The sequence below is a fragment of the Pseudomonas sp. FG-3G genome (assembly GCF_901007645.1).
GTDB lineage: Bacteria > Pseudomonadota > Gammaproteobacteria > Pseudomonadales > Pseudomonadaceae > Aquipseudomonas > Aquipseudomonas rhizophila.
The window spans coordinates 148,201-174,080 of the sequence record NZ_CAAKGZ010000001.1 but is presented as its reverse complement, the minus strand read 5'-3'; the positions used below and the strand labels follow the sequence as shown (position 1 = coordinate 174,080).

Sequence of the window (25,880 nt, the reverse complement as noted above, 5' to 3'; positions counted from 1 at the left end):
CTTTCCATGCCTGACCTGCTTGACCGTTACCCGCTGACGACGGGCACCTATCACGAATTGATGGACGACAGTGGCGCGGTGCGCGGGCACTGGCGCCGCCTGCTCGACCATTTGCAGCGCAGTACGCCGGCCCAACTGCTCCAGCGTCAGGCACTGTTGGCCCGGCAGATCCAGGAAAACGGTGTCACTTACAACGTCTATGCGGACCCGAAGGGCGCCGACCGGCCGTGGGAGCTGGACCTGCTGCCCCACGTGATCGATGCGCAGGAGTGGAAGCACCTGTCGGCGGGCATCGCCCAGCGTGCACGCTTGCTCAACGCAGTACTGGCCGACCTGTACGGGCCGCAACGGCTGATCAGTGAGGGGCTGCTGCCGGCGGAACTGGTGTTCGGGCACAACAATTTTCTCTGGCCGTGCCAGGGCATCACGCCGCCGGACGGCATTTTCCTGCACCTGTATGCCGTGGACCTGGCCCGTACGCCCGACGGTCGCTGGTGGGTCACGGCGGATCGAACCCAGGCGCCTTCGGGGGCCGGGTATGCGCTGGAAAATCGCATGATCGTCTCCCGCGCCTTTCCCGACTTGTATCGTGACCTGAAGGTCAAGCACCTGGCCGGTTTCTTCCGCACCTTGCAGCAGACCCTTGCGCGTCAGGCCCCCAGTGATGGCGAGTCGCCGCTGGTGGTGCTGTTGACGCCTGGACGGTTCAACGAAAGCTATTTCGAACACCTTTACCTGGCGCGCCAGCTGGGCTATCCGCTGGTGGAAGGGAGCGACCTGACTGTTCGCGACGCCACGGTGTACCTCAAGACCCTGAGCGGGCTACGACGGGTTCACGCCATCATGCGCCGGCTCGACGATGATTTCTGCGACCCGTTGGAGCTGCGCACCGATTCGGCCTTGGGTGTACCGGGATTGTTGGAGGCGGTGCGCCAGGGCCGGGTTCTGGTGGCCAATGCCTTGGGCAGCGGCGTGCTGGAATCACCGGGCTTGTTGGGCTTTTTGCCAAAGATCAGCCAGTTTCTGTTCGGTGAGGAACTGATACTGCCGTCCATCGCCACCTGGTGGTGCGGTGAGCCGCCGGTGCTGGCCCAGGCCTTGGAAAAACTGCCGCATTTGCTGATCAAACCGGCGTTTCCTTCCCAAAGTTTCAGCCCGGTATTGGGGCGCGACCTGAACGAACAACAGCGTGCACTTCTGGCCGCGCGCATGCAGGCGCGTCCCTACGCCTATGTCGCCCAGGAACTGGCGCAGCTGTCCCAGGCACCGGTCTGGCAGGCCGAAGACGGTCAGCTTCAGCCGCGGGCCATCGGCATGCGCGTGTATGCCGTTTCCGGGGAGGATGACTATCGGGTGCTGCCGGGCGGCCTGACCCGCGTGGCGGCCGAGGCCGACGCCGAAGTGGTGTCGATGCAGCGAGGTGGCGCCAGTAAGGACACTTGGGTCTTGGGAGAACAGCCACCCAGTGGCGAACAATGGAAGGCCCAGCGAACCGTGGGCGTCCACGATCTGGTTCGGCGTGATCCCTATCTGCCGTCCCGCGTCGTGGAAAATCTGTTCTGGTTCGGTCGCTACTGCGAGCGCTGTGACGACAGTGCGCGGCTGCTGCGGATCATGCTGGCGCGCTATGTCGATGGCGACGACCCGCAAGCGCTGCAGTCGGCGGTGTCCCTGGGGGAAAGCCTGATGCTGTTGCCGGAGGAGGGCGAGCTGCCCGAGCGACTGCTGGCGGCCTTGTTGGGGGACGATTGGTCGTTCAGCCTGCGTTCCAACCTGCAGCGATTGCAGTGGGCGGCCTCCCAGGTTCGCGGCAAGCTGTCCCGGGAGAACTGGCAGGCACTGGTGGAGCTGCAGCGCGAAGCCATGGAGCTAGAAACCGCGGAGCCGGATTTCGGTGAGTTGCTGGATTTTCTCAACCGTTTGGTGATGTCCCTGGCGGCGTTGTCCGGATTCGCGTTGGACGACATGACCCGCGACGAGGGCTGGCGTTTCCTGATGATCGGTCGTCGTCTGGAGCGCCTGCAATTTCTCAGCAGCAGCCTGGCGGCGTTCCTGCGAGGCGAGGCGGTGTTCGATCAGGCGGGGCTGGACTGGTTGCTGGAGCTGGGCAACAGCAGCATCACCTATCGTTCGCGTTACCTGGCGGTGGCCCAGTTGATTCCGGTGCTCGACCTGCTGTTGCTGGACGAACAAAACCCTCACGCGGTGCTCTTCCAGTTGAAACTGGTGGCCCGTACCCTCAAGCGCTTGAACGATGACTTCGGCGCGCCCAGGGAAACCGCCTTGCCAGAGCTGGTCGCTCGCCTTTCATGCTTTGACCTGCGTTGCCTGGAGAGTCCGCTGTTCGGCGAGGCCAGCCTGCGCGCAGCCCTCGATGGCTTGGCTGATCTGTTGCAGGAAGTGGCCGACGTCAGTGGCCAGGTGTCCGATCGCCTGGCCTTGCGTCATTTCGCTCACGTCGATGACGTCAGCCAGCGCACGGTGTCCGTCTGATGAGCGCTCGTTACCAGATTTTCCACGACACCCACTACCATTACGACAGCCCGGTATCCCTGGCCCAGCAACTTGCACATCTGTGGCCGCGCCCTTGTGAGTGGCAGCGTTGCACCGAGCAGCAGTTGTTGATCAGCCCGGAGCCGACGACCCGCCGCGACGAGCTGGATGTGTTCGGCAACCCACTGACCCGCCTGGCGTTCGAACGGCCCCATGACGAGTTGCTGGTCAACGCGCGTCTGAGCGTGGAAGTGTTGGCGCGTCCTGTGCTGGACTTCAGTTTGTCCCCTGCCTGGGAGTCAACCTGCCATGCGTTGACCTACAGCGGCCGGCCACTGGCGGCTCCATTGCTGGATGCGTGCCGCTATCGTTTCGAGTCACCCTATGTGCACCTCAAGCGCAGCTTCGTCGAGTTTTCCGAAAGCTGTTTCGCGCCGGGGCGCCCATTGATGCTCGGCGTGCGGGCGCTGATGGAAAAGATATTCGAAGAGTTCACCTTCGATGCCGAAGCCACCCAGGTGGCAACGCCGCTGGTGGAGGTGCTGGAGCGGCGGCGGGGCGTTTGTCAGGACTTTGCTCACCTGATGCTGGCCTGCGTGCGCTCCCGCGGGTTGGCGGCGCGTTACGTCAGCGGCTACCTGTTGACTCAACCACCGCCGGGTCAGCCACGGTTGATCGGTGCCGATGCCTCGCACGCCTGGATCTCGGTGTTTTGCCCAGTGCTGGGCTGGGTGGACTTCGACCCGACCAACAACGTTCAGCCGGCGCTGGAGCACATCACATTGGCCTGGGGCCGGGATTTTTCCGATGTGTCGCCGTTGCGGGGAGTCATTCTGGGCGGCGGTGATCATGACCCCGAAGTGCGGGTGACGGTGATGCCGCTTGAATCGTAAACTGATCCCAGTGTGGGAACGGACTGGACTGTGAGGGCCGGCAGCGAGGCTGCCGACCCTGGACACAGAACCGGGGGGCCGGATCAGATCATCGGGCCCTGAGGGTATCAGGCGTCGGGCGTCTGATCTTTCGGTGCATCAACATCTACGTCTGCTGCCACGTCGCCTTCGGTATCCGGGGTCAGTGCTGCTGCTTCTTCTTCAGCGGTAGCTTTCTTGCGCTGAAGCTTTTCCTCTTTCTTCTGCTCCTTGGCCAAGTCTCTCTGACGTTTGGCGAAGGAATAATTGGGTTTGGCCATGGGCGATCCTCTGGGGTCGAAGGTGAGGTTGAGCGGCGCGTATTCTGCCCTGTATCGGGGTCGAGCCGTTAGCTGGGTTTTTGTTCGGCCCACTTTGGCTGCACCGACGGTTGCCATTCGTCCAGCGCATCGAGCAGGTGGTGGGGTGATTCGCTCACTTGCAGCATGTCACGGTGGGGCCCACGGACGAAGCCTTCGCCGACGATATGATCAAGAAAACCGGTGAGTTTGCTGTAGAAACCGTTCACTTCCAGCAGCCCCAGCGGTTTGCTGTGATAGCCGAGCTGGCCCCAGGTCCAGACTTCGAACAACTCCTCCAGCGTGCCAAGGCCGCCGGGCAGGGCGATGAAGGCATCGCTGAGCTGAGCCATGCGTGCCTTGCGGGCGTGCATGCCGTCCACCACTTCCAGGCGGGTCAGGCCGCTGTGGCCGATTTCCTTGTCTTTGAGGCTCTGCGGGATGATACCGATCACTTCGCCGCCGGCCGCCAGGGCCGCATCGGCGACGATGCCCATCAAGCCGACCGCGCCGCCGCCATAGACCAGGGTCAGTTTTCGTTCTGCCAACGCACGCCCCAAGGCCTGCGCCGCTTCACGATAGGCTGGGTGGCTACCGGTGCTGGCGCCGCAAAATACACAAACAGACGCTAAAGACATGCCTTACTCCGTGGTCAGTAACTGGACCAGAGTAAAGCCTGGCTTTGGCTGCGCAAAGCAATTAAACCTCGCGCCGGGGTTTTTCGTAGGTGCCACTGGCACCGCAGGCGTAGGCGGCAAGCAAGCTGCACAGCAGGCCGTTGAGGTTCATGATGCGGTACTCCAGAGAGGTGATGGAGCTGATCATATGGCCGCCTCATACCTTTGGCTGGTTGATTATGCTCATCAGGCTGATAGCCTTAAGTTGTATACAATCTTTGACTCAGGTCATAGGAACTTGTCTGAAATTCAGGCAGTCTTCCCCATTGACGGAATTTTTCTAACCATGCCTTGGAGATTCACCATGTTTGCCAAACTTGCTGCAGTATCCCTGTTGACGCTGGCCAGCAGCCAGCTGATGGCAGCCGAGTGCAAGACCACCATCGACTCGACCGACCAGATGTCCTTCAGCACCAAGGCCATCGAGATCGACAAGAGCTGCAAGACCTTCACCGTTGAACTGACTCACTCAGGCAGCTTGCCGAAGAACGTCATGGGCCATAACTGGGTACTGAGCAAAGAGGCTGACATGCAGCCGATTGCTACCGATGGCCTGGCAGCCGGCATCGACAAGAACTACCTGAAAGAAGGCGATGCGCGCATCATCGCTCACACCAAGCTCATTGGGGCCAAGGAGAAGGACTCGGTGACTTTCGATGTATCGAAACTGAGCGCCGATGAGAAATACGGCTTCTTCTGCTCGTTCCCGGGCCACATCTCGATGATGAAAGGCACGGTTACCCTGAAGTAATCACATCAGGCATAAAAAAAGCGCCCGTTTCAGGGCGCTTTTTTGTGCCTCGCCAATAACCGCACATCCTGTGGGAGCGAGCCTGCTCGCGATGACGGCAGCACATTCAACATCAATGCAAACTGACCCACCGCTATCGCGAGCAGGCTCGCTCCCACAGGGATTGCCGGTCACGGCGCGTACGGCATCACCCGCTTGTGCTCGGTCTTGCGATAGGTCTCGCAAATGATTCGAGCGGCTTCTTCGCGCACCGGCAGCCCATGCAGGAACGCATCGATCTCGCCATAGGTCACGCCGTGGGCGGCTTCGTCGGGCTTGCCGGGCGACAGGTCCTCAAGGTCGGCGGTGGGGACTTTTTCCACCAGCGATTCCGGCGCGCCGAAGTCTCGGGCAATAGCCCGGACCTGGTTTTTCACCAGGCCGCTCAACGGCGCCAGGTCACAGGCGCCGTCACCGAACTTGGTGAAGAAACCCATCACCTTCCTCCCCCCCAAATAGTGCCCAATCCGCCGTGTCTGCTAAGCAATTAACTGATTTTTCCGATGTGCAGATTCTGCATCTGCCCAAAATGGCAGCTCGTCGATTTTCATCACTCCCAACTCCCGCCCAAATTCGGTCGCGGGGGCGTAGCTTGGATAGGGCATAATGTCCTAGTTCGCAAGATGCCCGCGACCCTCCGGGCAGTTCTGACCGATGTTCGATGAACCGCAATGGCTAGCAGTAGTCCGATAGTTCATCGCTCGGCGTGGAGCTTCCGATGATGCTTCCCTTGATCGCGGATGTCAGGACAACGCTGCATCTTGCCGATCTCGATCTAGACATTTCTGGAGGAACCATGGTGCAACGTTTGAGAGTGGTAATGGCCCAGCTGAACATCCGCGTTGGGGATGTGTACGGCAACGTCGAGAAGGTCATTGAAGCAGCCCGTAAGGCCCGCGACGACCTCAACGCCCAGGTCATCGTTTTCCCTGAGCTAACCCTTTGTGGTTATCCTCCAGAGGATTTGCTCCTTCGCTCCAGCATGCAGAGCCGTATCGAGAAGGCGCTACAGCAAGTTAAGGATGCAGTTAAAGGCATCGTTACAGTAATCGGCTTCCCATGGGTCGAGGATGGAGCACGCTATAACAGCTGCGCTGTAATCTCGGACGGCGAAGAGCTCGCCCGCTACAACAAGCAGCGTCTGCCGAACTATCGTGTGTTCGACGAGAAGCGATACTTTGAGTCAGGCAGCGGCCCTTGTGTGGTCGAACTTTTCGGCGTACCGGTCGGTATCACCATCTGTGAGGACATTTGGTTCTCCGAGCCTCTTAAGCAGGCATGTGATGCCGGTGCTCAAATTATGCTCACCCTCAACGCGTCTCCGTTCCATCGTGGGAAGCAGGCTGAACGCGAAGAACTCTTAGCCAAACGCGCCAGTGAATGCTCAATCCCGATGATCTACGTCAACCAGGTAGGTGGTCAGGACGAGCTCGTCTTTGACGGCAATAGCTTTGTGGTGAATGGCGACGGAAAGGTCACTCAACGCGCCCCTGCTTTCGAAGAGGGACTCTTCGTAACGGAGTTTGAGATCAAGGAGGGTGCCTTGGTGCCGGTTCCAGCTCAGACCACCGAACTTCTGAGCCTGGAGGCCAGCGTTTACAAGGCACTGGTAGCCGGAGTTAAGGACTACGTGCAGCGTAATGGTTTCAAAGGGGTTGTGCTGGGCCTTTCGGGTGGTATCGACTCGGCGCTGGTGCTTGCTGTTGCTGTTGATGCGCTGGGCGCAGAAAACGTCGAAGCCGTGATGATGCCTTACCACTACACGGCCCAGATGAGCCAGGACGATGCGAAAAAAGAAGCCGACATTCTAGGCGTGAAGTACAGCGTACTGCCCATCGCATCCATGGTAGAAGCATTTCTATCAACGCTTGCGCCAATGTTCGAAGGTCTGGGAAAGGACACCACCGAGGAAAACCTCCAGGCGCGGTGTCGCGGCACGATGCTGATGGCGATCTCCAACAAGAAGCGGTATCTCGTTCTGACCACCGGTAATAAGAGTGAGATGGCTGTGGGGTATGCGACCTTGTACGGAGACATGGCTGGTGGCTACGACGTCCTGAAGGATGTGCCGAAGACTCTGGTATTCCGCCTCTGTGAATACCGCAACACCCTGGGCTACGTCATTCCGCAACGCGTCATTGATCGTCCACCGTCTGCTGAGCTTGCTCCTGATCAGAAGGACGAAGATTCCCTGCCTCCATACCCAGTCCTTGATGAAATCCTTTGCCTGTACATCGAGCAGGATTTGTCTGCCGATGCGATCACCGAGAAGGGCTTCGACAAGGAGGTGGTGAGGAAGGTAATTCGTTTGGTCGACCTGAACGAGTACAAGCGGCGCCAGGCTGCAGTTGGCCCACGTGTGACCGAGCGTGGCTTTGGCCGTGACCGCCGATATCCAATTACTTCTGGCTGGAGCATTGGAGATTAATAGCTTCGGCAGATGATTGAATATGCTAGGGGCGCCGTTGCGCCCCTTTTTCTTTGCCTGGTGCGGTTTCGCTAAAGTTTGAAAAACTTTTCTTCATTCGTCAGTTCTAGGATAGTGTTTTCTTTAATAAACTTTTTGTCAAAGCTACCCAGTTTGTCATTCAATATGGCTACCACAGTCTGAATTTTTTTCTCGTTTGCGAAGTTGAATAGCTTGATTAGCTTGTCTTCATCGACGACTTCTAGATAGTCTTGGACGGTAAATGCTGGAAGCTTTGATTTAAACTTATTTAAGAAATAGACATAGGACATGTCGAATGCCATAGCTGCAGCCCGAGGAACGCCGTCGCCAGTATTGCGTTCTTCGTTGACGATTGTAAAATCTGCCTTGCCATTCTGCCCAGGGGAAACTAGAAGTTCGTTATGGTGGGTGATGAACAATCTCTTGGTAATGTCGGCATATGCCTCATTGAAAACATCAAGCTTCGAGTTTAGGTCTGAGTAGTGGACTGCAATACTACGCTTCACGTCTTCGGATGTAGTTTCCAAATCCGCAATCCTGTTGCGAGAGTCCTCTACCTCGCTTATGACGTAAGCAAGCCTGCCTCGAGCTTCTCGCAAGTCTTGCATCTGCTTTTCAACCAGCATCAAACCACTGAAGTGACTATCTCTGGAAAGATCTTTAACCTTGCTTTTTTCCTCAGTCAGCAGTCGTCCTAAGCTCAATCTTAAGCTATCGAGCTCATCTGCCGTCTCGATGGACATTTCTTCGACATAAGCAGCCTTGCGGCTCATAATCGAGTTATGAAATTCGATTGTTTCTTCCAAGGTTTTGCTTAGGTCTGGGACTAATGATTTAGCTTCATTGTAAAGGGAGGTGATCTCATCTACGTTGACCTCTACTAGACTGTTCTTGTAGCGATCAATTGTTTTTTTATTGTAGTAAAGCTTTGTTTCCAAGTTAACAATGCGTGATGTTAAAATGGCTACGCTTCTTCGAGATTCACGGAGTTGTGAGATCGCATAGCTTTGAGATTCAAAGATGTCATATTCATCCTCTTTTACTTGAAGGTCAGATATTTTCGAGTCGATCTCATAAAGATGTTCCTGGCGGCCTTCCAAAGAAATACCCCCAAGCAATGTCCTGATTCGAGTGTCTTCTAGGAGTATTTGGTGCTCAATTAGATTAATCTGGCGAACGGAATCAATAAACTCAAAGTCAAAAAGGTACGCGTAGATCAGATCGTAATCATTGTCGCTTGTATATGTGTGCAGGTATTTAAGAGTGTTGTTGCTCGTGGCTCTATTGGTTCTGAAGAACTTGCTTCTTATTGAGTTAAACTTTGGATGCTCTCTAGTGTATCCAAACAGGCGTGGCAGTTCGCGAGTGAAAGCTGCGCGGCTTTTATATGTGACACCATCGATGGTGCTGATGGCTGTGATGCTCTCGCGTCGGGCGCCTGTTTTTATTGAGAGCACTCGAGTGATGGTATGAGTAATAGATACAATCTTTACTATTAGCTCAAATTTTACATCGCCTTTAGTCAGGAAGCCTTTAACTCCTTCGTTTACCTTATCGTTGTCCGGGTCTTTCCACAGTGGTTCGGAGTTCCCGCCCAAACAAAATGCCAAGGCTCGAAGCGATGTACTTTTGCCAATCTGATTACCAGTTTCGCCCAGGTTGGTAATTATGTTCAGTCCTTCTTTGAAGTTGATGGTGCGTATCTCTTTGCTTCCATCAAAGACAGATAGCTTAATTAGTTGCATAAAGAAATATCACCTTGCTTCGTGAGCTCTACACATCCAGTGATGTAAAGCCAATCGAGCGCATACAGAATGTAAGCAAAAGAAACGCGATCAAATTTTTCTTGATATTTTTCAAGAAGTGCCAGTGGGCTCATGGCGCCAAGATCACTAGAGTTTAAGACTATTAGTATCCGCCCACCAATGATGTAGAGGCTTTTAAGCGGGGAGCTGGTATTTTGAATGATCATTTAGGCGGCTCCAATATCTTGCAGTGAATGAAGCCATAGCAAACTATAAGCTGTCTGGCCCAATCAACTAGCTCAGATGGGGCGCCATGGAAACCGGTCTTGATGTCAACGATAAGTTCGGAGACTTTCAGTATGAGTTCATCCGAGCCTATCCGAGTAATATTGAGTTTTTGCTCAGGCGTAACTGGGCGCTCAGTCTGGTTCAAGAATAATTCGCGCCTTGCAGATTTGTACTTCTGGTTAATGGCGAAAAGGAATCTTTTTTGTGCGCCAGGTTCCTCGTCATCGATAGTCGAAATAAGATTTTCAATGAGCTCCATGTAGCCCACATTATCAACGATGACTTCTGAATACACCGAGACCCTATTGTACTCGATTTTTTCATCGACCCCAGGGTAGTCCAGTTCCACGTCTGGGATCTCATCATACGGAGTGTGAGTTGACACAATTTTAATCAGTAGTGGATTGAGCAAAGATGAGATTGCAGCAGTGGTTGCTGCAATCGTGACAGGCCCGCTTCCGTTGTTAACTACTGCTATGCCACCGTGTGTTGCCTCAGCTTCAAGCTTAGGTGGGAAGAAGCTCATGGCTTATGTACAGTGACGCTACCGCTACCCGTGGAGGTGACCGCAGTGCCCCCGTTATCCGCCTTCGTAATGATTGAAGGCTTTCTGCTACACGCTTGCAAAATTATTAATAATACAAAACAGAAGACACCGCTTCCAATGGAATACAGAAACAGCTTATAGATTGATTCGCTTGGCAAGCTTTTGAGCAAGTCTGACTTGAACCAACCGGCGTACAGTGCGTAAAGCATCGCAGCTCCCAGAGCTGCGAAGGTTCCACCTGCGCCTACGACAATCTTCAAGAAGCTGAACATTCCTTTCTCCATGGTAGTTGTTCACCCGGCACCGAGTGCCATCAGTGTGATGTTACAGATTTCACGTATTGCTCCACAAGGGCGCTCTGCCTGCACAGCAGCTTTGTGTGTAGTAACTGCAGCCAAGAGGCCCAAGGTTTGCCAGATCCTCTGTAGGAGGCTGAGTACCCCGGTGTGGATGACCTCCCGCAGGGTTGAGTCCGAGGCTCTGCACGGACAAGGTTTCTCGTGCCGATGTCTCTCGATAGCTGCGCCTAGGCTACTGTCTCCGGGTCGAGATAGGATTCGCCAAAACGCTCTGCCTAAATTCTGGTGTGCCTAGGTCATGCGAGGGGGACGAGATCACTCGAGGCCGAGCAAAAGCGTTCATCGCGGCTATACTGCAATCGATGAATCCATGTCGCACGGCAACGTAGTGACTTCAACCCATGTTCTATTGAGGGATTTAGTATGCGTGAGCGTCTTGTCAATAAAATGATTGCTCATCTAAAGTGCGAAATAGACTATTTGCAAGCTGAAGCTTTGTCTGCAAGTTCAGCTCGTGATGAAGCACGATGCCGTAAGGCTCTCCGGTTACAAACGAATGCCATTGAGTATCTGTTAAAAGCAGTTGACGCTAAGCGCAGGATTTTAATGTAACGTTGAGTTAGTCAGTAGATAGCAGTTGGCGACCTGCTTTACTCAGGTGTAGAATATTATTGGCTACAAAGAAGTTTAGGATTACCCCTGATATGAGCTTCCAGTTTTCGTATGCATCTCCACGGAAGTAGCCTGCGTTGTGCATTTGCCATTCGGCATGGATGCGAGCGCCTGAAATGAAGTTTGTTGATTTAGCCATTGAGAGGCTGATATTGCCGAAGTCGACGCTAGGGTTTTGATGCAGCAGGCCTTTCGTTAATGCGATGATGAGACCGGCATCAGTTTCGGCCTGCTCATTGGTAAGTGAAGCAAAGTATTTTGAAAGCAAACTACTCAGGAATTGTAATGATGATTCGTTGAGTGCGGAACCAAGGGAGAGAAAATCCACGTATACGACACCGCCCGGTTCCATTGTTGGGAACAGCGATTTATAAATCAGCAGTTGAGATTTGGAAGGTTGACGTGTGGCGTATTTTTCGTTGCACTCGAGTTGGGACTCTTTCAGGGCGAATGAAACTTTTTCTTCACTCAAAATGCCTAGGGCGATAATCATATCGCATAGGTTAAATGTAACTCTTTTAGCAACATCTTCGATAAGCCCCATCTCGATTTTCAGAAATCCTCTGAGGCCTGCGAGGTCGTCTGAGCATACAGTGGCTGAATTAAATTCGGTGATGGTGAGATATGCGTCGAACATCTCAAGAGCCTCAAGCATGCTCAATTGAGCAGTGTTTTCAGAGGTGGCACAAGATTTTAGCCAATCTTTGATCGCCTCGGGGTGAAGTGTGGAGAAGCCGCGCATTTGAATCTGGCCCAAAGTCACCATGGCGCTGTTACCTATAGTTTCAATAAAGCCTCCAGTATAGGTTCCAGATTGTCTTGCGCCAGGAGCTTAGGTTAGTCTTCGCAAGGCAGCCTCACTCCTAATGTCCTGTTTTGGGGTCATTAAGTACCATAAACTGCTTTAATGTACCTTTTCGGGATCATTGCATAAAAAACTTCGTTTTTGACTCTCAGCATCGTGGGGTTGTTGTGAGACGAATACTGGCTGGGCAGGTTTTTCCCATAGGTTCCTATTCATCGCGCTGCTGGCGCAGCTCAGAAAGCGTTGCTTGCACCATTTTTTTGCCTTAATCCGTGTGCACCAACTTTTTCCGGTTACATCCTGCAATCAGCTCATTGGGAAATAATAGCAAAAAGCCAGTTAGCGCCTACGCTCAGCAATTCCTCTCTGAGATGAGCGCACCATGACGAAGATTGAGGTAGGGCCGGTAGTCGCTGACGATTTCGAGACATGGCTGAATTCGCGCCCCAAGTGGATTCAGACAGCAGCTCGAATGATCATCGACCTGAAGCGGCAGCTGAACCAGGATGAAGTTAAATCGCTAGCTAGGCTTTGCAAGCTCGAAGCCAAGGATGAAGCCGATCCAGGATTCCTGACGGTAACCCCTGGCGCTTTATCTCAGGTAGCCAATAGGCCTTTGCTTCGGATCGAGGATATCTTGGATGTGCATGGGCTGAACGCTATCAAGGCTGGTGCAAATCTCCCATTCGGCAAGAGCAATCTCTCGGTGATCTACGGGCAGAATGGAACCGGCAAGAGCGGTTTTGCACGGCTGCTAAAGGAAATTTGCGGATCACGATCCAAGGACGATATACGCGGTAATGTCTTTGATCCAACGCCTACGCCCTGCCGTGCTCATTTCAAGGTGTCCATTGACGGTAAGCCGGCGGATGTTCACTGGGACATCCCAAGCGGGCCTCACAAGGCTCTACGACATGCACAGGTGTTCGATAGCAAGGCTGCCCAGCAGTACATGACCAGGACTGAAGCATGCTATGAGCCCAGCCGGATGAAGTTTGTATCCGCGCTGATCGTCATAGCGGACGCTGTTAACGCAGAGCTTTCAAGAGAGAAGGCACTACTCAGCAAATCGTTACCCGCCATCCCAGAAACTTTAAGTCACACCCCCGAAGCAAAATGGCTTCAGGGTCTGAAGAGCGCGACCACGACCGCGAGTATTGATAAGGAGTGTCTATACACGGATCTGCTTGATCGGGAGCGCATCGAGAAGGAGGCCCTCCTCGCAGAGAAAGACATTGCAGGCCGGCTGCTGAGCATTAACAAAGAAAAAACAGCGCTGAAGAGTATTGAAACAGCAATGTCGACGCTTCAACAGGGATTGAACGATGCGACGGCAGGTACGCTAGAAACCCTGAAAAACGCCGCTGTTAAGGCCAGGAATTCGAGTGAAGAAGCGGCGGCAGCGATTTTCGGTAAAGCCGAGCTCGACGGTGTTGGCTCTGCGACCTGGCAGGATATGTGGGAGCACGCACGCGCATACTCCAACGGCACGGCCTACACAGAATCCCAGTTTCCCAATATCGCGGCTGACTCACGCTGCGTACTTTGCCACCAAAGCCTTGATGAGGATGCCAAAGTCCGGCTGTCAGGGTTTGAAAAGTTCGTTACTGATGGCCTCGAGACAGCCGCCAAGAAGGCTGAAAAGAGCTTTACTGATCAAAAAAACTTGGTGCCAACTCTTCCAGGGCAAGCCGACTGGATCGTTCACATGTCCACTCTGGGCTTCGAGGAAGCCGATGCGATCACTTGGCTGGGCATGCTCAAAGCGAGGCGCGATCAAATCGTGTTGGGAAGTCCTGTCGGCACCTTGCCAGCTTTCGACTGGAAGGGCATCAGCGAGGCGGTTACAACCAAGTCAGCAGATTTGATTGCCGAAGAAGGGAGCCTTTCATCCCTGCTGAAGGATGAGCATCGTCAAGCAATGCATGAACGAGTTCAGAACCTTCAAGCCAAGCAGTGGCTCTCACAAAACAAGACCTCTATTAGCGCCGAAAGGGCTAGGCTGATAGCAGTCGCAGCAATAGACAAAGCCTCACGCTCAGCGGCCACCAATGCCCTGACTACCAAGAAAAACGACTTGGCCAAAACTGAACTGGATGCTGGCTACCAAGCTCGATTCATCGAAGAATTGAAGCTACTGGGCGGCCACCGCATTCCAATAGCCCCCCTAAGTAAATCGGGTGGCAAAGGCAAGATCACCTTTGGTTTGAATCTCGTGGGCGCGCACGGCACCCATGGCTTGGAATATATCTTGAGCGAGGGTGAAACCAGGATCGCCGCACTCGCAGCATTCCTTGCGGACACGACAGGATCAAACCAGTTAGCTCCGTTCATTTTCGATGACCCGATATCTTCACTCGACCAAGACTTTGAAGAGAAGGTTGTCGAACGTCTCGTGTCTTTGTCACAGACCAGGCAGGTCATCATATTCACCCACCGGCTGTCTCTAGTAGCCCAAGTAGAAGCGGTCACCAAAAAATGGGAGCAGACTCCAGGGATGCCCTCAATTAAGCCAACACTCACGTCACTTCAAAGGATGGCGAAGACTGCTGGTATCGTCGCCACTGCGAGTGCTCGAGACCTGAGACCAGAAAGTGCTGTCCGTGGGTTGATCGACAATACGATTACGCGCTTGAAAAAACACCAGGAGAAGGCGGAAGTCGAGGCTTATGAGTCGCTCGCCAAGAGCGCTTGCAGTGACTTCAGGATCATCGTCGAGAAGACGATTGAGTACATTTTACTGGCCGACGTCGTAGGCCGCTTCAGACGTGCAATCAACACTCAAGGCAAGCTACACAAGGTAGCCAAGGTAACAAATGACGACTGCGTATTCATTGATGACTTGATGACACGCTACTCGGTGTATGAGCATGCTCAGTCTGAGGAGATGCCCAGTAGTGCTCTTGAGCTGGATGTCTTTGAAACCGACGTAACAGCCCTACAGAAATGGATTGCCGAGTTTGGATCGAGAGCGAGCTAGCACGGCTCATTGAGCGAGGGTCAGAATCATGATGAAACTCCTGATTCTGGCCTGATGCTGGACAGCAGCAGACATCAAATCAAGCTCGGCATTACCAATGCAAAAGCTGTTCGGGAGCTGTCACTCTTCCTCCTGATGACTCAGAAAATCAAAGGTGGTAAGCGTGTCGCAATTTAGGCAGTGGTACATACTCGACGCCTCTTGAAAGTGCATGCCACAAAAGCTTCCGCAGAAAGGGCAGCACTCACTCCATTCTAGGTTTCCCCAGTTCCAGACGCCGAGATATTCGGGCACGCCATCCCGATCATTACCGATGACTTCGAAAGAATCGCCGGTCGTACCGACAAACCCATCAATGCCGAAATGCTCTAGGATCGGCAAGATGTCCGCAGGATCCAAATCGAACCATTCGCCAGTACCGCGAAGGCGAGAGAAGTTCTGATGAATCTCTTTCTCCAGTCGCACGTCATCATCTGTACGAACCCAACCAAGAAGCAAAAGCTTCCTTGGATTCCCAGTTTGAAGGCCTTTTCTACGGCGCTCGATGTCCTTAGACCGACCTATCTTCACGTGCTCATTACTGTCTTCAATGAAGAAGTAGATCATCGCCGCGCTCTCCGTACATCGCCTTTCCTTGCCATTGCACTAAACAGCAAAGAGATCGCTACACAAGGTGCAAGTCTCAGTTTGTGGCGATAGTCGTACCAGGCGCAGGGCCTTCGCTGAACGTGTAGTTGATGACCACGTCATTACGGATCAAAACGTCGAGCGTTTTCTGAGTGCCTGTAGTCGTCACCTTCATGGTGACCACGTAGCTTTGAGCATGGGCTGAGCCATTGGTGTAGGTGTAGATCCACTTCTCGTCAGTCTCGCTGACTGCACTCTTGGCGTAGGGCTCGCCGAATAGCGACTTTAGTTCTGCAGTGGTGGTTTTACCCTTAGTGATGCTCGCTACACTGGCCGAAGGAAAGTCTCGGCCTGCCGTGTAGTGGGACGTAGCGCAACCGCCTAGTGCGACACAGATCCCCATTACTGCGATGAGCTTTTTCATATCTTTCCTTGATCTAAGAAAGCTCCAAATCTAGCTGGCATTGGGGCCAAAAGCCATTATTCACGTGGTTTGGGTTTGGATGTCCTCGCAGTTCGAGGAGCCATCTCTGCGGATCGACTTTCAACAGCATCGTTCAGAAACCGGCCACTCTAGCCGCCGGTTGTCTGGACGCTCGCACTAATGATGCAGCGCAATGTCACAATGATGTCATGTGGGAGGCGGCGAAGCCTCCCCACCCCTCCCATAATATGCGTGACACCATGCCTGCGACCGACGATTTCCGATTCAACGCCCATCACCTCCTGCTAGATCTGGATGCGGCTACAAACCACCTAATGATGCTTGTAGTGTCACGCGAGATGACAGGCAGCCGTTGGGATGACGCTGTGTCTCGTCATAAGCAAGCGTATGCAGCGTGGGCCTCCATCCTCACGGGAATTCAAATCGATCCAATGCCCGCCCTTGATGGTCGACCGGTGGAAGGGAGCAGCTCTGCAGCTGAGTAGCAAGGCTCGAAGATCTTCAGAAGCTTCTATCCGTGCCACCATGCCGAGTCGAAACAGCTTTTGTTGCCAAGAATTGTCATGAGTCCTCCGTGGCAGGTGGAGGGGACTAGCGTTCGGCTACAGTTCAACGACTGGCAGGGAGTAAGGATGAACTACTCAATTTGTGGGGCATCTGCTCGAGTGATTGAAACCAGCTTTCATGGTGCGATTGTTGTTTGCGTTGAGTGCGGTAGCTACCTTTGGGCTTGCCCCCTTCGGGGTACGGCTGGCGTGAACCGAACCCTGGTTGCACCAGGTTTTGGCCCTGCGGGCTTTCATCCTCAAGCCTCTGGCCCATCGTGGGCCGGCGCGCTCCGCTTGCACGTTTGACCACAACGTACATCTTTATCTCACCGATTATCTTCTCGCCGCCCCAGATAACGCCTTGCACATGTAGCAAGCCGAGCCAGGGCAAAGCCCCCTGAACTGCTCCGTTTGAGAAATCAGAGGTGGCGCTGAGCCTCGTTGATTTACTGCATAGCCCTGCTGCTTAAAAAAGCCTGACGCAGTTGTTGTCAGCAAATGAAATCGAGCGATTCCCTTCTCGGCGGCTTTCGCTTCAATGACCCGAAGAGCCGCGACACCGACCCCCTTCGATCTGTATGTCGACACCACGACCAGAGAACGCAACAACCCGTCCGTACCATGCGTTTCGAATCCTCCCCATGCGACCGTCTCGCTATCCAGTGTGAACTCAAAAAAGGTTCGGCCTGGAAGATCTATATCGTCTGCTGGAAGGTCAGCAGATTTCAGTGCATCGCGAAAGCGCTGCGACTGCCCTCCGGCTATTTCCGTTGTCTGGATCATCATATCCCCCTCCATCCTCTCATCTCCGTTATGCCGACACGCATGGAACGTTAGGGCACATGCCGAAACAACAGACATCATATTCGCTTTACCGAATATTCGCCAAAGCGTATATTCGATTTTCCATATGCATCGAGCTCCACCATGAGCCCTGGTATCAAAGTGCTTTTCGTGTGCGTTGCCAACTCAGCCCGCTCCCAGCTTGCAGAGGCTTTGCTGCGGCACACCGACCTGCGTTTCGAGGCCTTCAGCGGAGGATCCCAACCGTCTGAGGTTGATCCGCGCACGATTCAGGCGTTGGAAGCAGTTGGAGTCGATGCAACGGGCCTACGAAGCAAATCCATCAGCGAGTTTCAAGCTGATCGATTCGATTACGTAATCACTCTTTGCGATAAATCCGCAAGCGAATGCCTACCAATGCCCAGTGCAGGTGAAGTCATTGCCTGGGACTTTCCTGACCCAGTAACGAGCGATGATCCCGGCGCATTTCGCCACACGCTCCACGACATCCATGAGCGCATCAAGCTTTTCGTTTTGGTCAAGACCAAGCACCTGGAGGATCTGTGACAGAACCCATGAACCCCACCACCTTATTCAAGTGCCTGGCGGATGACACCCGAGCAAAAATTTCGCTGCTTGTCGTGAGTGAAGGTGAGCTGTGTGTATGCGAGCTAACGGCAGCACTCGACCTGAGTCAGCCGAAGATTTCTCGTCATTTGGCGCTGCTGCGCTCTGCCGGTTTGTTGTTGGATCGTCGCCAAGGCCAATGGGTGTACTACCGGCTGAATCCTGATTTGCCCACATGGGTGACTGCAGTTTTGAAGGAAGTGGTAGACGCCAATCAGCAATGGCTGGAAACCGAGGCTAAGCGCCTCTGCGGCATGAACGACCGTCCGATCAACCAAGCCGTGTGTAGCTGATTCACGCCCAACCGGATTAATGAAATGCTGATTGCCGTATTGATCTTTATCGCCACCATCGTCCTTGTCATCTGGCAGCCCAAGGGGCTTGGGGTTGGCTGGAGTGCGATGTTCGGTGCCATCGTGGCGTTGCTGGCAGGTGTCGTTACCCTTGCCGATATACCAGAGGTTTGGCGCATTGTCTGGAATGCCACTGGGACTTTCATCGCGGTCATCATCATTAGTCTGCTGCTTGATGAGGCAGGTTTTTTCAAGTGGGCTGCGCTGCATGTGGCCCGATGGGGAGGCGGGAGCACCCGCAAGCTGTTCGCATTTATCGTCCTGCTGGGCGCAGCGGTGTCGGCCCTGTTCGCCAATGACGGAGCGGCATTGATCCTCACACCCATTGTGATCGCGATGTTGTTGGCGTTGCGTTTTTCTCCTGCGGCTACTTTGGCATTCGTCATGGCAGCCGGTTTTATCGCCGATACGGCGAGCTTACCGCTGGTGGTTTCCAACCTGGTAAATATCGTTTCTGCCGACTACTTCGATATCGGCTTCAACGAATATGCTTCGATCATGGTGCCGGTAAACATCGTCAGCGTGGCGGCGACATTAGCCATGTTGCTGTGGTTTTTCCGCAAAGATCTACCAAAGACCTATGACCTCAACCAACTGGACAATCCGGACGAGTCGATCCACGACCGGGCCACTTTTGTAGCTGGTTGGTGGGTGCTGGCACTACTGCTGATCGGCTTCTTTGTCATTGAGCCATTGGGGGTGCCAATCAGCGCCATTGCAGCGGTCTGTGCATTCATTCTTTACGTCATCGCGGCTCGTGGTCACGCCATCAACACAGGCAAGGTGCTCAAAGAGGCGCCATGGCAGGTGGTGATTTTTTCTTTGGGTATGTATCTGGTTGTTTATGGCCTAAAGAACGCCGGCCTGACCGACCACATCGCGCAGATCCTGAACGTGTTCGCCGGTTATGGCGTCTGGGGCGCGTCCCTTGGTACAGGGCTGCTAACAGCGTTGCTGTCTTCGATCATGAACAACATGCCCACCGTTTTGGTAGGCGCCTTATCCATTCATGCCGCCGAAGTCGATGGTGTTGTCCAGCAAGCGATGGTTTACGCCAACATCATCGGCTGCGACCTGGGCCCGAAGATCACCCCAATTGGGAGCTTGGCAACTCTGTTGTGGCTGCACGTGCTAGCCCGGAAAAATATAACGATCAGCTGGGGTTACTACTTCAAGACTGGGATCGTGCTGACCGTGCCCATCCTCGTCGCCACATTGTCCGCCCTGGCACTGCGCCTCAGTTTTTGAATCAAGGAATCGTCTGATGAAAGTCTTGTTCATGTGCACCCACAACAGCTGCCGCAGCATTCTGTCCGAGGCGCTTTTCAACCACTTGGCGCCCGAGGGTGTAGAAGCCGTCAGCTCAGGAAGCTTTCCCAGTGGCCGGGTGAATCAACGGGCATTGCAAACGCTGGAGGCGGCGGGTATCTCCACGGCGGGCTTGAGCAGCAAGGCTTCGGATGCTTTTGAAGGCTCACCTCCAGACATCGTGATCACTGTCTGTGACCGGGCAGCGGGTGAGGCATGCCCAATCTTCTTTGGGCCAGCTTTGAAGGCGCATTGGGGTCTGGCCGACCCGTCTGACGCTAGCGGTTCGGAAGCCGAGATCACCGCAGCTTTTGAAACCACACTCGCCAAAATTCACGAGCGCGTGAGCGAATTTCTTGCGCTGCCACTGAAGACCATCAGCGCTGAACAGTTGAAAGCTGAACTGAACCGCATCGGTTCGCTTTAAAGATCTACCGAGGCGGCACCCAACCAGGCGCCGCCGTAGGAGTTTATATGCAAGACACATTGCCGAACGTACACGCCGACCTGATCGACATTCCTTCGCTGGAGCAACTGTCGCCTCGTACGCCTTTGCTCCATAAACCTCGTATTCTTCTGCTGTACGGATCAACGCGAGAACGCTCATTCAGCCGGTTAGTCACGCAAGAGGCGGCACGCCTGCTGAATGAGTTTGGTGCTGAAACCAAGATCTTTGACCCATCGGGTCTGCCGCTTCCGGATGACGCTCCCGATACACATCCCAAGGTCGCTGAGCTGCGCGAGCTGATGCAATGGTCTGAGGGACAGGTGTGGTGCTCCCCTGAGCGTCACGGCTCCATGAGTGCAGTATTCAAAGCCCAAATTGACTGGGTTCCGCTGGCGATTGGCGCTGTACGACCTACGCAAGGCAAAACCCTTGCTGTGATGCAGGTCTGCGGCGGCTCGCAATCTTTCAACGTGGTCAATCAGCTGCGCGTACTGGGTCGATGGATGCGAATGTTCACCATCCCAAACCAATCTTCGGTGGCCAAGGCATTTACCGAGTTCGACGAGGCAGGTCGTATGAAGCCGTCCTCGTACTACGACCGTCTCGTGGACGTGATGGAAGAGCTGATGAAGTTCACCCTGCTGTTGCGGGATCGCCAGGATTATTTGGTTGATCGGTACTCCGAGCGTAAAGAGTCCGCCGAAGAGCTTTCCAAACGCGTCAACCAGCGCTCCATCTAACGTCAGTACGAGGAAGCGATATGAGCCAGATCACGATCTACCACAACCCCGAATGCGGCACCTCTCGCAACACCTTGGAGTTGATCCGTAACAGCGGGGAAGAACCGACGGTTATCGAGTACCTGAAGAACCCGCCTGATCGCACCACACTTGTCAGACTCATAGAGGATATGGGTATCGGGGTGCGGGCTCTTTTGCGTATCAAAGGCACTCCGTACGAAGAGCTGGGATTGGGCGATGCATCGCTGACGAACGAACAGCTCATCGATGCCATGATGGCTCACCCTATCCTCATCAATCGCCCCATCGTCGTGACGCCCTTGGGTACACGCTTGTGTCGTCCGTCAGAGGCAGTCCTCGACCTTCTACCGCAGGAGCAGCGCGGCAGCTTCGTCAAAGAAGACGGACAAGTCGTCATTGATGAGCACGGTCGCAGAGTCTGATACGACAACGGTGAGGTGCCGCGATTGAGCCTGGAGGATGCTGGTGAGTCAGAATTCGAAACTTGATGTTGTGGTCATTGGCGGTGGTCAATCAGCGCTGACAGTCGCCTATTTTTTGAAGCGGTCAGGCTTGTCTTACGTGCTGCTCGATGCGGAGTCGGCACCAGGAGGAGCCTGGCGGCATGGCTGGGACTCGCTGCGACTCTTCTCTCCATCGGCATGGAGCTCGATTGCGGGCTGGCCGATGCCTGCCGTATCAGAAGAAACGCCTCACCGTGATGATGTTATCGACTATCTGACTCTGTACGAGCGTCGATATGACTTCCCCATCATCCGATCCACCAGGGTGACCCGTGTCGAAAAAGTCGAAGAAGGGTTACGGGTTGTCTCCGGGGATAGATACTGGGATGCCAAGGCGGTTATCAGTGCAACAGGCACCTGGAGCCGCCCATTTACCCCGAGCTATGCCGGACAGGAGTTGTTCGTAGGGGAGCAGCTTCATTCCGCTCATTACGTTGGGCCGAATGAGTTTGAGGGTAAAACCGTCCTTGTCGTGGGTGGTGGCAACTCGGGAGCACAGATTTACGCCGAGGTTTCTAAAGTGGCTCAGGCAACCTGGGTGACTCAAGAGGCCCCAAAGTTTCTACCTGATGAGGTTGATGGGCGTGTCCTGTTCGCACGAGCTACTGCTCGATTGAAGGCGCAACAGGATGGCGTGGAGCCTGAAAAACCCGTTGGAGGGCTGGGCGACATCGTAATGGTGCCATCGGTGAAGGACGCTCGTGAACGCGGTGTGTTGAGCGCTGTACGGCCATTCACGCACTTCACTTCAACAGGCATTGTCTGGTCATCAGGAGACGAAACAGCGGTGGATGTCGTCATCTGGTGCACTGGGTTTTCTCCTGCGCTCGACCACCTAAACAGCCTGGGCATTGTAGGCCAGGATGGCAAAGTGACTGTGGACGAAAACCGGAGTGTTGCTTCATCCAATCTGTGGCTGGTGGGTTACGGCGATTGGACGGGGCTCGCCTCCGCGACATTGATCGGAGTAACCCGCACCGCTCGAGATGTAGTCAAGCAAGTGCAAAGATATCTTGCTGAGTTGGACTGATGTCTACCGCAGCCCCGACGACAAGGCAGCATGCGACCCTGATTGGCTCAATGGGTTGTAACCAAATTCTTGCGTGGGGCTCCACGTTTTATCTGCCGGCAGTTCTAGCTGAACCCGTTTCGCACTCACTAAATATATCCGTTCCCGCTGTAGTGGGCGCCTTATCGTGGTCTCTGCTTGTCGCTGGAATATGCGCGCCTGTAGTCGGCAGGACTATTGATAAGCATGGCGGAAAATGGGTGCTCGCCAGCAGTTCGCTTTTGCTGGCCCTTGGTTTAATCACCATGTCTTTCGCATCAGGGCTGTTCGTCTACTACATCGCATGGACAGTTTTGGGTTTGGGCATGGCCGCAGGCCTGTATGACGCTGGATTCGCGACACTGGGCCGACTGATGGGGGCAAGGGCGAGAGGCTCGATGACCGGACTGACACTCATAGCGGGCTTCGCAAGCACGGTCGCTTGGCCTTTCCTGGCGTCGATGGATGCGAGCCATGGATGGCAAACCACCTGCAGGGTGCTCGCCTTAATCCATCTTGCTGTAGGTTTGCCCCTTCACCTGCTAACGGTTCCAGTCCCTACGCCGCGAGCAAGTGAGTCCGCCAAGATCGCCAAAACATCGTACGCGCCTGCTGATCCATGCTTAGCGTGGATCTCCTTGCTGTTCACATTACATGCGTTCGTGATGTCAGCGTTGGCGGTCAATCTAATGTAACCGTCTGGCCAACTCACCTCTCAGCACACAGACCAGCTCAGACAAGAACCAGTGGAAAGCAAAGCCTTGCCCGCAGGTATCCCATTGAAATAAGCCTGTATCTGACGTAGCTCATGCAGAGCCTGCCAGCGGGTCGCAATCGACGATGGCTTCATTGTATACTTCTGCTCCGCATACCCCTTGAGCTACAGGAACATCAGCATGACTGTACTCCAAACGATCTACTGGCAGCCTACGCCGCCTTAGCGCTACGCCCCCTCGCAACAACCTGCTTCCGCTAGCCTCGCTCGCGGGTGCGCACTGCTGTACGCGTGGTTTTATACCTTAAGCGCACAGCAAAAAAATCCTCAAAATTTGAATTTGTATCGATTCGCTCGCCATTCCCTTGGCGTGCGCGATGCTTTGCCTTGGATATTTCTATGCTGCAAAAACTTAGACAAACGTGGTTTTCCAACGTCCGTGCCGACGTGCTCGCGGGGCTGGTGGTCGCACTCGCGTTGATCCCGGAAGCCATCGCCTTTTCCATCATCGCCGGGGTAGATCCCAAAGTCGGTCTCTACGCCTCCTTCTGTATCTGTGCTGTCATCGCCTTTGTCGGCGGGCGCCCCGGAATGATCTCGGCGGCGACAGGCGCCATGGCACTGCTGATGGTTACGCTGGTAAAAGAGCATGGACTCCAGTACCTGCTGGCCGCGACTCTACTATGTGGCGTACTTCAAATCCTTGCCGGCTACCTGAAGCTTGGCTCGTTGATGCGCTTTGTTTCACGCTCGGTAGTCACCGGGTTCGTAAACGCATTGGCGATTCTGATTTTTATGGCGCAATTGCCTGAGCTGACCAATGTCACCTGGCATGTCTATGCCATGACCGCTGCGGGCCTGGGAATCATCTACCTGTTCCCGTATGTACCGAAAATCGGCAAGCTGATTCCCTCGCCGTTGGTGTGCATTCTGACCCTGACTGCTATCGCGATTTACCTGGGACTGGATATCCGCACCGTTGGGGACATGGGTCAGCTACCGGACACACTGCCGATTTTCTTGTGGCCTGAAGTCCCTCTGAACTTTGAAACCCTGCGCATCATCTTTCCTTACTCGGCAGCGCTGGCAGTTGTCGGCCTGCTTGAGTCCATGATGACCGCTACCATCGTCGATGACCTGACCGATACCACCAGTAACAAAAACCGGGAGTGCAAAGGCCAGGGCGTTGCCAATATCGCAGCAGGGATGCTCGGTGGTATGGCCGGCTGCGCCATGATTGGCCAGTCGATCATCAACGTGAAGTCTGGTGGCCGCACCCGTCTCTCGACGTTGTGTGCCGGCGTTTTCCTGCTGCTGATGGTGGTATTTCTTGGCGAATGGCTCTCCAAAATCCCTATGGCGGCACTCGTGGCTGTGATGATCATGGTGTCCATCGGCACCTTTAGCTGGGATTCTTTGCGTAATCTGAAAGAGCATCCGCTGTCGACCAACCTCGTGATGGTGGCGACCGTCGTGGTCGTCGTGGCCACTCACAACCTAGCCTATGGCGTACTGGTAGGTGTGTTGCTGGCTTCGCTGTTCTTTGCCAATAAGGTTGGGCACTACCTGGATATCAAGAGCACTCTGGAAGAGACGGAATCGCATCGGACTTACCACGTCGTGGGCCAGGTGTTCTTTAGCTCTGCGGACAAGTTCACTGAGGTTTTTGACTTCAAGGAAGCGCTCAACAAGGTCACCATCGATCTCACACAGGCGCATTTCTGGGATATCACCGCCGTCGCAGCGCTGGATAAGGTCGTGATCAAGTTCCGCCGTGAAGGCGCTGAGGTTCAAGTGCTCGGTCTCGATGAAGCCAGCGCGACAATCGTTGACCGCTTCGGCGTGCATGACAAACCCGGTGCCATCGACAAGCTCATGAGCCACTAAGGAGAACGACAATGACCCACGTAATGGCATGCATTGATAACTCACAATCCTCATTGGCGGTCTGCGATTACGCAGCATGGGCCTCGCAGCGACTCAGCGCTCCCCTGACCTTGCTTCATGTGCTGGATAAGGAAAAATATCCTGCATCCGCTGACCTCAGCGGCAATATCGGTCTCGGTAGCAGAGAACATCTACTGGAAGAGTTGGCCACGCTGGATGCGCAGCGTGCAAAACTGGCCTTGGAGCATGGGCAGCATATGCTTGAAAAAGCTCGCGAGCGAACAGTCATCTCTGGCGCCATGTCACCTGATTTGAAGCAGCGCCATGGCCATCTCGTCGAGAGCCTGAGCGATCTCCAAGACGATATTCGATTACTGGTGATTGGAAGAGTCGGTGAGGACAGCACGCGCAGTGCCCAAAGTCTTGGCAGCCAGATTGAAGCGGTAGTCCGAACTATCCACCGCCCCATCCTGATTACAACTAGCCATTTCAGGAAACCTGAAACGGTCATGGTGGCATTTGACGGCAGCGCTACAGGCCACAAGACCTTACAGATGCTTGCTTCAAGCCCGCTGTGCGAAGGCCTGCCAATTCATATCGTCATGGTTGGTACGGACTCTGAAGAAAATCAGAACGAGCTGGAGAAAGCACGAGCCACACTTGCCTCTTTTGGCTCGCTGGTGCATGCCGAGATCCGCTCAGGCGAAGTAGAGTCGGTACTGCATGCGTATCAGGCAGAGCACGGCATTGACCTCTTGGTCATGGGGGCGTACGGGCACTCACGCATCAGGCAGTTTCTGGTAGGCAGCACGACCACGACGATGCTGCGAACATCCACTTTACCCGTATTGCTGCTTCGCTGAGCCAGTTCC

At 54.4% G+C, this 25,880-nt stretch carries 25 protein-coding genes and 1 pseudogene; 15 read left to right on the top strand and 11 right to left on the bottom strand.

Going from position 1 to position 25,880, the window contains the following annotated elements; all coding sequences use genetic code 11:
* The first annotated feature begins 6 nt into the window (after nucleotides 1-6).
* Both PSEUDOMOFG3G_RS00795 and PSEUDOMOFG3G_RS00790 read left to right on the top strand, forming a co-directional pair.
* Nucleotides 7-2,493: a circularly permuted type 2 ATP-grasp protein gene (locus PSEUDOMOFG3G_RS00795; protein ID WP_139048555.1), complete on the top strand. Its 2,487-nt coding sequence runs from the start codon at nucleotides 7-9 to the stop codon at nucleotides 2,491-2,493.
* A complete protein-coding gene (locus tag PSEUDOMOFG3G_RS00790) occupies nucleotides 2,493-3,386 on the top strand; it encodes a transglutaminase family protein (RefSeq protein WP_092395774.1) in 894 nt (297 codons plus the stop codon). The genes PSEUDOMOFG3G_RS00795 and PSEUDOMOFG3G_RS00790 overlap by 1 nt, the downstream gene beginning before the upstream one ends.
* Before the next feature lie 107 nt (nucleotides 3,387-3,493).
* Here the strand turns inward: PSEUDOMOFG3G_RS00790 and PSEUDOMOFG3G_RS00785 are convergent, their stop codons facing one another.
* The 3 genes from PSEUDOMOFG3G_RS00785 to PSEUDOMOFG3G_RS27960 form a co-directional block, all read right to left on the bottom strand.
* The gene (locus tag PSEUDOMOFG3G_RS00785) at nucleotides 3,494-3,685 is read right to left on the bottom strand and encodes a hypothetical protein (RefSeq protein WP_047227327.1); all 192 of its coding nucleotides are present in this window, start codon (nucleotides 3,683-3,685) and stop codon (nucleotides 3,494-3,496) included.
* Between the two features lie 68 nt (nucleotides 3,686-3,753).
* Nucleotides 3,754-4,341, bottom strand: coding sequence for a TIGR00730 family Rossman fold protein (locus PSEUDOMOFG3G_RS00780; protein WP_107321468.1), 588 nt, complete (start codon nucleotides 4,339-4,341; stop codon nucleotides 3,754-3,756).
* 61 nt (nucleotides 4,342-4,402) lie between these two features.
* On the bottom strand, nucleotides 4,403-4,528 hold the full coding sequence (locus PSEUDOMOFG3G_RS27960; protein WP_257220608.1) for a hypothetical protein: 126 nt from the start codon (nucleotides 4,526-4,528) through the stop codon (nucleotides 4,403-4,405).
* Between the two features lie 156 nt (nucleotides 4,529-4,684).
* On the opposite strand from PSEUDOMOFG3G_RS27960, the gene azu reads away from it, so the two are divergent.
* Nucleotides 4,685-5,131, top strand: a complete 447-nt coding sequence (gene azu, locus PSEUDOMOFG3G_RS00775; RefSeq protein WP_107321469.1) for an azurin — start codon at nucleotides 4,685-4,687, stop codon at nucleotides 5,129-5,131.
* Nucleotides 5,132-5,301: 170 nt separating this feature from the next.
* Here the strand turns inward: azu and nadE are convergent.
* Nucleotides 5,302-5,613 (bottom strand): annotated as a pseudogene (gene nadE, locus PSEUDOMOFG3G_RS00770) (NAD(+) synthase); the annotation flags it as partial.
* A 353-nt stretch (nucleotides 5,614-5,966) separates the two neighbouring features.
* On the opposite strand from nadE, the gene PSEUDOMOFG3G_RS00765 reads away from it, so the two are divergent.
* Nucleotides 5,967-7,598: an NAD+ synthase gene (locus tag PSEUDOMOFG3G_RS00765; RefSeq protein WP_139048580.1), complete on the top strand. Its 1,632-nt coding sequence runs from the start codon at nucleotides 5,967-5,969 to the stop codon at nucleotides 7,596-7,598.
* 71 nt (nucleotides 7,599-7,669) lie between these two features.
* On the opposite strand, the gene PSEUDOMOFG3G_RS00760 is transcribed toward PSEUDOMOFG3G_RS00765, so the two are convergent.
* The 4 genes from PSEUDOMOFG3G_RS00760 to PSEUDOMOFG3G_RS00745 form a co-directional block, all read right to left on the bottom strand.
* Nucleotides 7,670-9,364, bottom strand: coding sequence for a DUF2326 domain-containing protein (locus PSEUDOMOFG3G_RS00760; RefSeq protein ID WP_139048554.1), 1,695 nt, complete (start codon nucleotides 9,362-9,364; stop codon nucleotides 7,670-7,672).
* Nucleotides 9,355-9,591, bottom strand: coding sequence for an ABC-three component system middle component 6 (locus PSEUDOMOFG3G_RS00755; protein ID WP_060765754.1), 237 nt, complete (start codon nucleotides 9,589-9,591; stop codon nucleotides 9,355-9,357). The genes PSEUDOMOFG3G_RS00760 and PSEUDOMOFG3G_RS00755 overlap by 10 nt, the downstream gene beginning before the upstream one ends.
* Nucleotides 9,588-10,178 carry a hypothetical protein gene (locus tag PSEUDOMOFG3G_RS00750; protein ID WP_060765755.1) on the bottom strand — a complete coding sequence of 197 codons (591 nt, stop codon included), beginning with the start codon at nucleotides 10,176-10,178 and terminating at the stop codon, nucleotides 9,588-9,590. Before PSEUDOMOFG3G_RS00750 ends, PSEUDOMOFG3G_RS00755 begins: the two co-directional genes overlap by 4 nt.
* Before the next feature lie 939 nt (nucleotides 10,179-11,117).
* Complete coding sequence (locus PSEUDOMOFG3G_RS00745; RefSeq protein ID WP_131672052.1) at nucleotides 11,118-11,936, bottom strand: hypothetical protein; 819 nt, start codon at nucleotides 11,934-11,936, stop codon at nucleotides 11,118-11,120.
* 421 nt (nucleotides 11,937-12,357) lie between these two features.
* On the opposite strand from PSEUDOMOFG3G_RS00745, the gene PSEUDOMOFG3G_RS00740 reads away from it, so the two are divergent.
* Nucleotides 12,358-14,955 (top strand): hypothetical protein, encoded by a 2,598-nt coding sequence (locus PSEUDOMOFG3G_RS00740; RefSeq protein WP_139048553.1) that lies wholly within the window; start codon nucleotides 12,358-12,360, stop codon nucleotides 14,953-14,955.
* Nucleotides 14,956-15,075: 120 nt separating this feature from the next.
* On the opposite strand, the gene PSEUDOMOFG3G_RS00735 is transcribed toward PSEUDOMOFG3G_RS00740, so the two are convergent.
* The 3 genes from PSEUDOMOFG3G_RS00735 to arsN2 form a co-directional block, all read right to left on the bottom strand.
* Nucleotides 15,076-15,561, bottom strand: a complete 486-nt coding sequence (locus tag PSEUDOMOFG3G_RS00735) for a GIY-YIG nuclease family protein (protein ID WP_131672259.1) — start codon at nucleotides 15,559-15,561, stop codon at nucleotides 15,076-15,078.
* A gap of 76 nt (nucleotides 15,562-15,637) precedes the next feature.
* Entirely contained in the window at nucleotides 15,638-16,006 is a 369-nt protein-coding gene (locus PSEUDOMOFG3G_RS00730) for a hypothetical protein (RefSeq protein WP_131672258.1), read from the bottom strand.
* Between the two features lie 902 nt (nucleotides 16,007-16,908).
* Entirely contained in the window at nucleotides 16,909-17,361 is a 453-nt protein-coding gene (gene arsN2 / locus PSEUDOMOFG3G_RS00725; protein WP_233096766.1) for an arsenic resistance N-acetyltransferase ArsN2, read from the bottom strand.
* A gap of 141 nt (nucleotides 17,362-17,502) precedes the next feature.
* Here arsN2 and PSEUDOMOFG3G_RS00720 point away from each other — a divergent pair, with 141 nt between their 5' ends.
* From PSEUDOMOFG3G_RS00720 to PSEUDOMOFG3G_RS00675, 10 genes are all read left to right on the top strand, one after another.
* Nucleotides 17,503-17,925: an arsenate reductase ArsC gene (locus PSEUDOMOFG3G_RS00720; protein WP_131672256.1), complete on the top strand. Its 423-nt coding sequence runs from the start codon at nucleotides 17,503-17,505 to the stop codon at nucleotides 17,923-17,925.
* A gap of 8 nt (nucleotides 17,926-17,933) precedes the next feature.
* Nucleotides 17,934-18,278: a metalloregulator ArsR/SmtB family transcription factor gene (locus PSEUDOMOFG3G_RS00715; RefSeq protein ID WP_007247283.1), complete on the top strand. Its 345-nt coding sequence runs from the start codon at nucleotides 17,934-17,936 to the stop codon at nucleotides 18,276-18,278.
* A gap of 24 nt (nucleotides 18,279-18,302) precedes the next feature.
* Complete coding sequence (locus tag PSEUDOMOFG3G_RS00710; RefSeq protein WP_131672255.1) at nucleotides 18,303-19,586, top strand: arsenic transporter; 1,284 nt, start codon at nucleotides 18,303-18,305, stop codon at nucleotides 19,584-19,586.
* Nucleotides 19,587-19,602: 16 nt separating this feature from the next.
* Nucleotides 19,603-20,073 (top strand): arsenate reductase ArsC, encoded by a 471-nt coding sequence (locus tag PSEUDOMOFG3G_RS00705; RefSeq protein ID WP_139048552.1) that lies wholly within the window; start codon nucleotides 19,603-19,605, stop codon nucleotides 20,071-20,073.
* Between the two features lie 47 nt (nucleotides 20,074-20,120).
* Nucleotides 20,121-20,834: an arsenical resistance protein ArsH gene (gene arsH, locus PSEUDOMOFG3G_RS00700; RefSeq protein WP_139048551.1), complete on the top strand. Its 714-nt coding sequence runs from the start codon at nucleotides 20,121-20,123 to the stop codon at nucleotides 20,832-20,834.
* 20 nt (nucleotides 20,835-20,854) lie between these two features.
* Nucleotides 20,855-21,277 (top strand): arsenate reductase (glutaredoxin), encoded by a 423-nt coding sequence (arsC, locus tag PSEUDOMOFG3G_RS00695; protein WP_007247287.1) that lies wholly within the window; start codon nucleotides 20,855-20,857, stop codon nucleotides 21,275-21,277.
* A gap of 37 nt (nucleotides 21,278-21,314) precedes the next feature.
* Nucleotides 21,315-22,388: an ArsO family NAD(P)H-dependent flavin-containing monooxygenase gene (locus PSEUDOMOFG3G_RS00690; RefSeq protein ID WP_139048550.1), complete on the top strand. Its 1,074-nt coding sequence runs from the start codon at nucleotides 21,315-21,317 to the stop codon at nucleotides 22,386-22,388.
* Nucleotides 22,388-23,101 carry an MFS transporter gene (locus PSEUDOMOFG3G_RS00685; protein ID WP_306670301.1) on the top strand — a complete coding sequence of 238 codons (714 nt, stop codon included), beginning with the start codon at nucleotides 22,388-22,390 and terminating at the stop codon, nucleotides 23,099-23,101. The genes PSEUDOMOFG3G_RS00690 and PSEUDOMOFG3G_RS00685 overlap by 1 nt, the downstream gene beginning before the upstream one ends.
* Nucleotides 23,102-23,520: 419 nt before the next feature.
* Complete coding sequence (locus PSEUDOMOFG3G_RS00680; RefSeq protein ID WP_139048549.1) at nucleotides 23,521-25,008, top strand: SulP family inorganic anion transporter; 1,488 nt, start codon at nucleotides 23,521-23,523, stop codon at nucleotides 25,006-25,008.
* An 11-nt stretch (nucleotides 25,009-25,019) separates the two neighbouring features.
* Nucleotides 25,020-25,871 (top strand): universal stress protein, encoded by an 852-nt coding sequence (locus PSEUDOMOFG3G_RS00675; RefSeq protein WP_139048548.1) that lies wholly within the window; start codon nucleotides 25,020-25,022, stop codon nucleotides 25,869-25,871.
* Nucleotides 25,872-25,880: the final 9 nt, after the last annotated feature.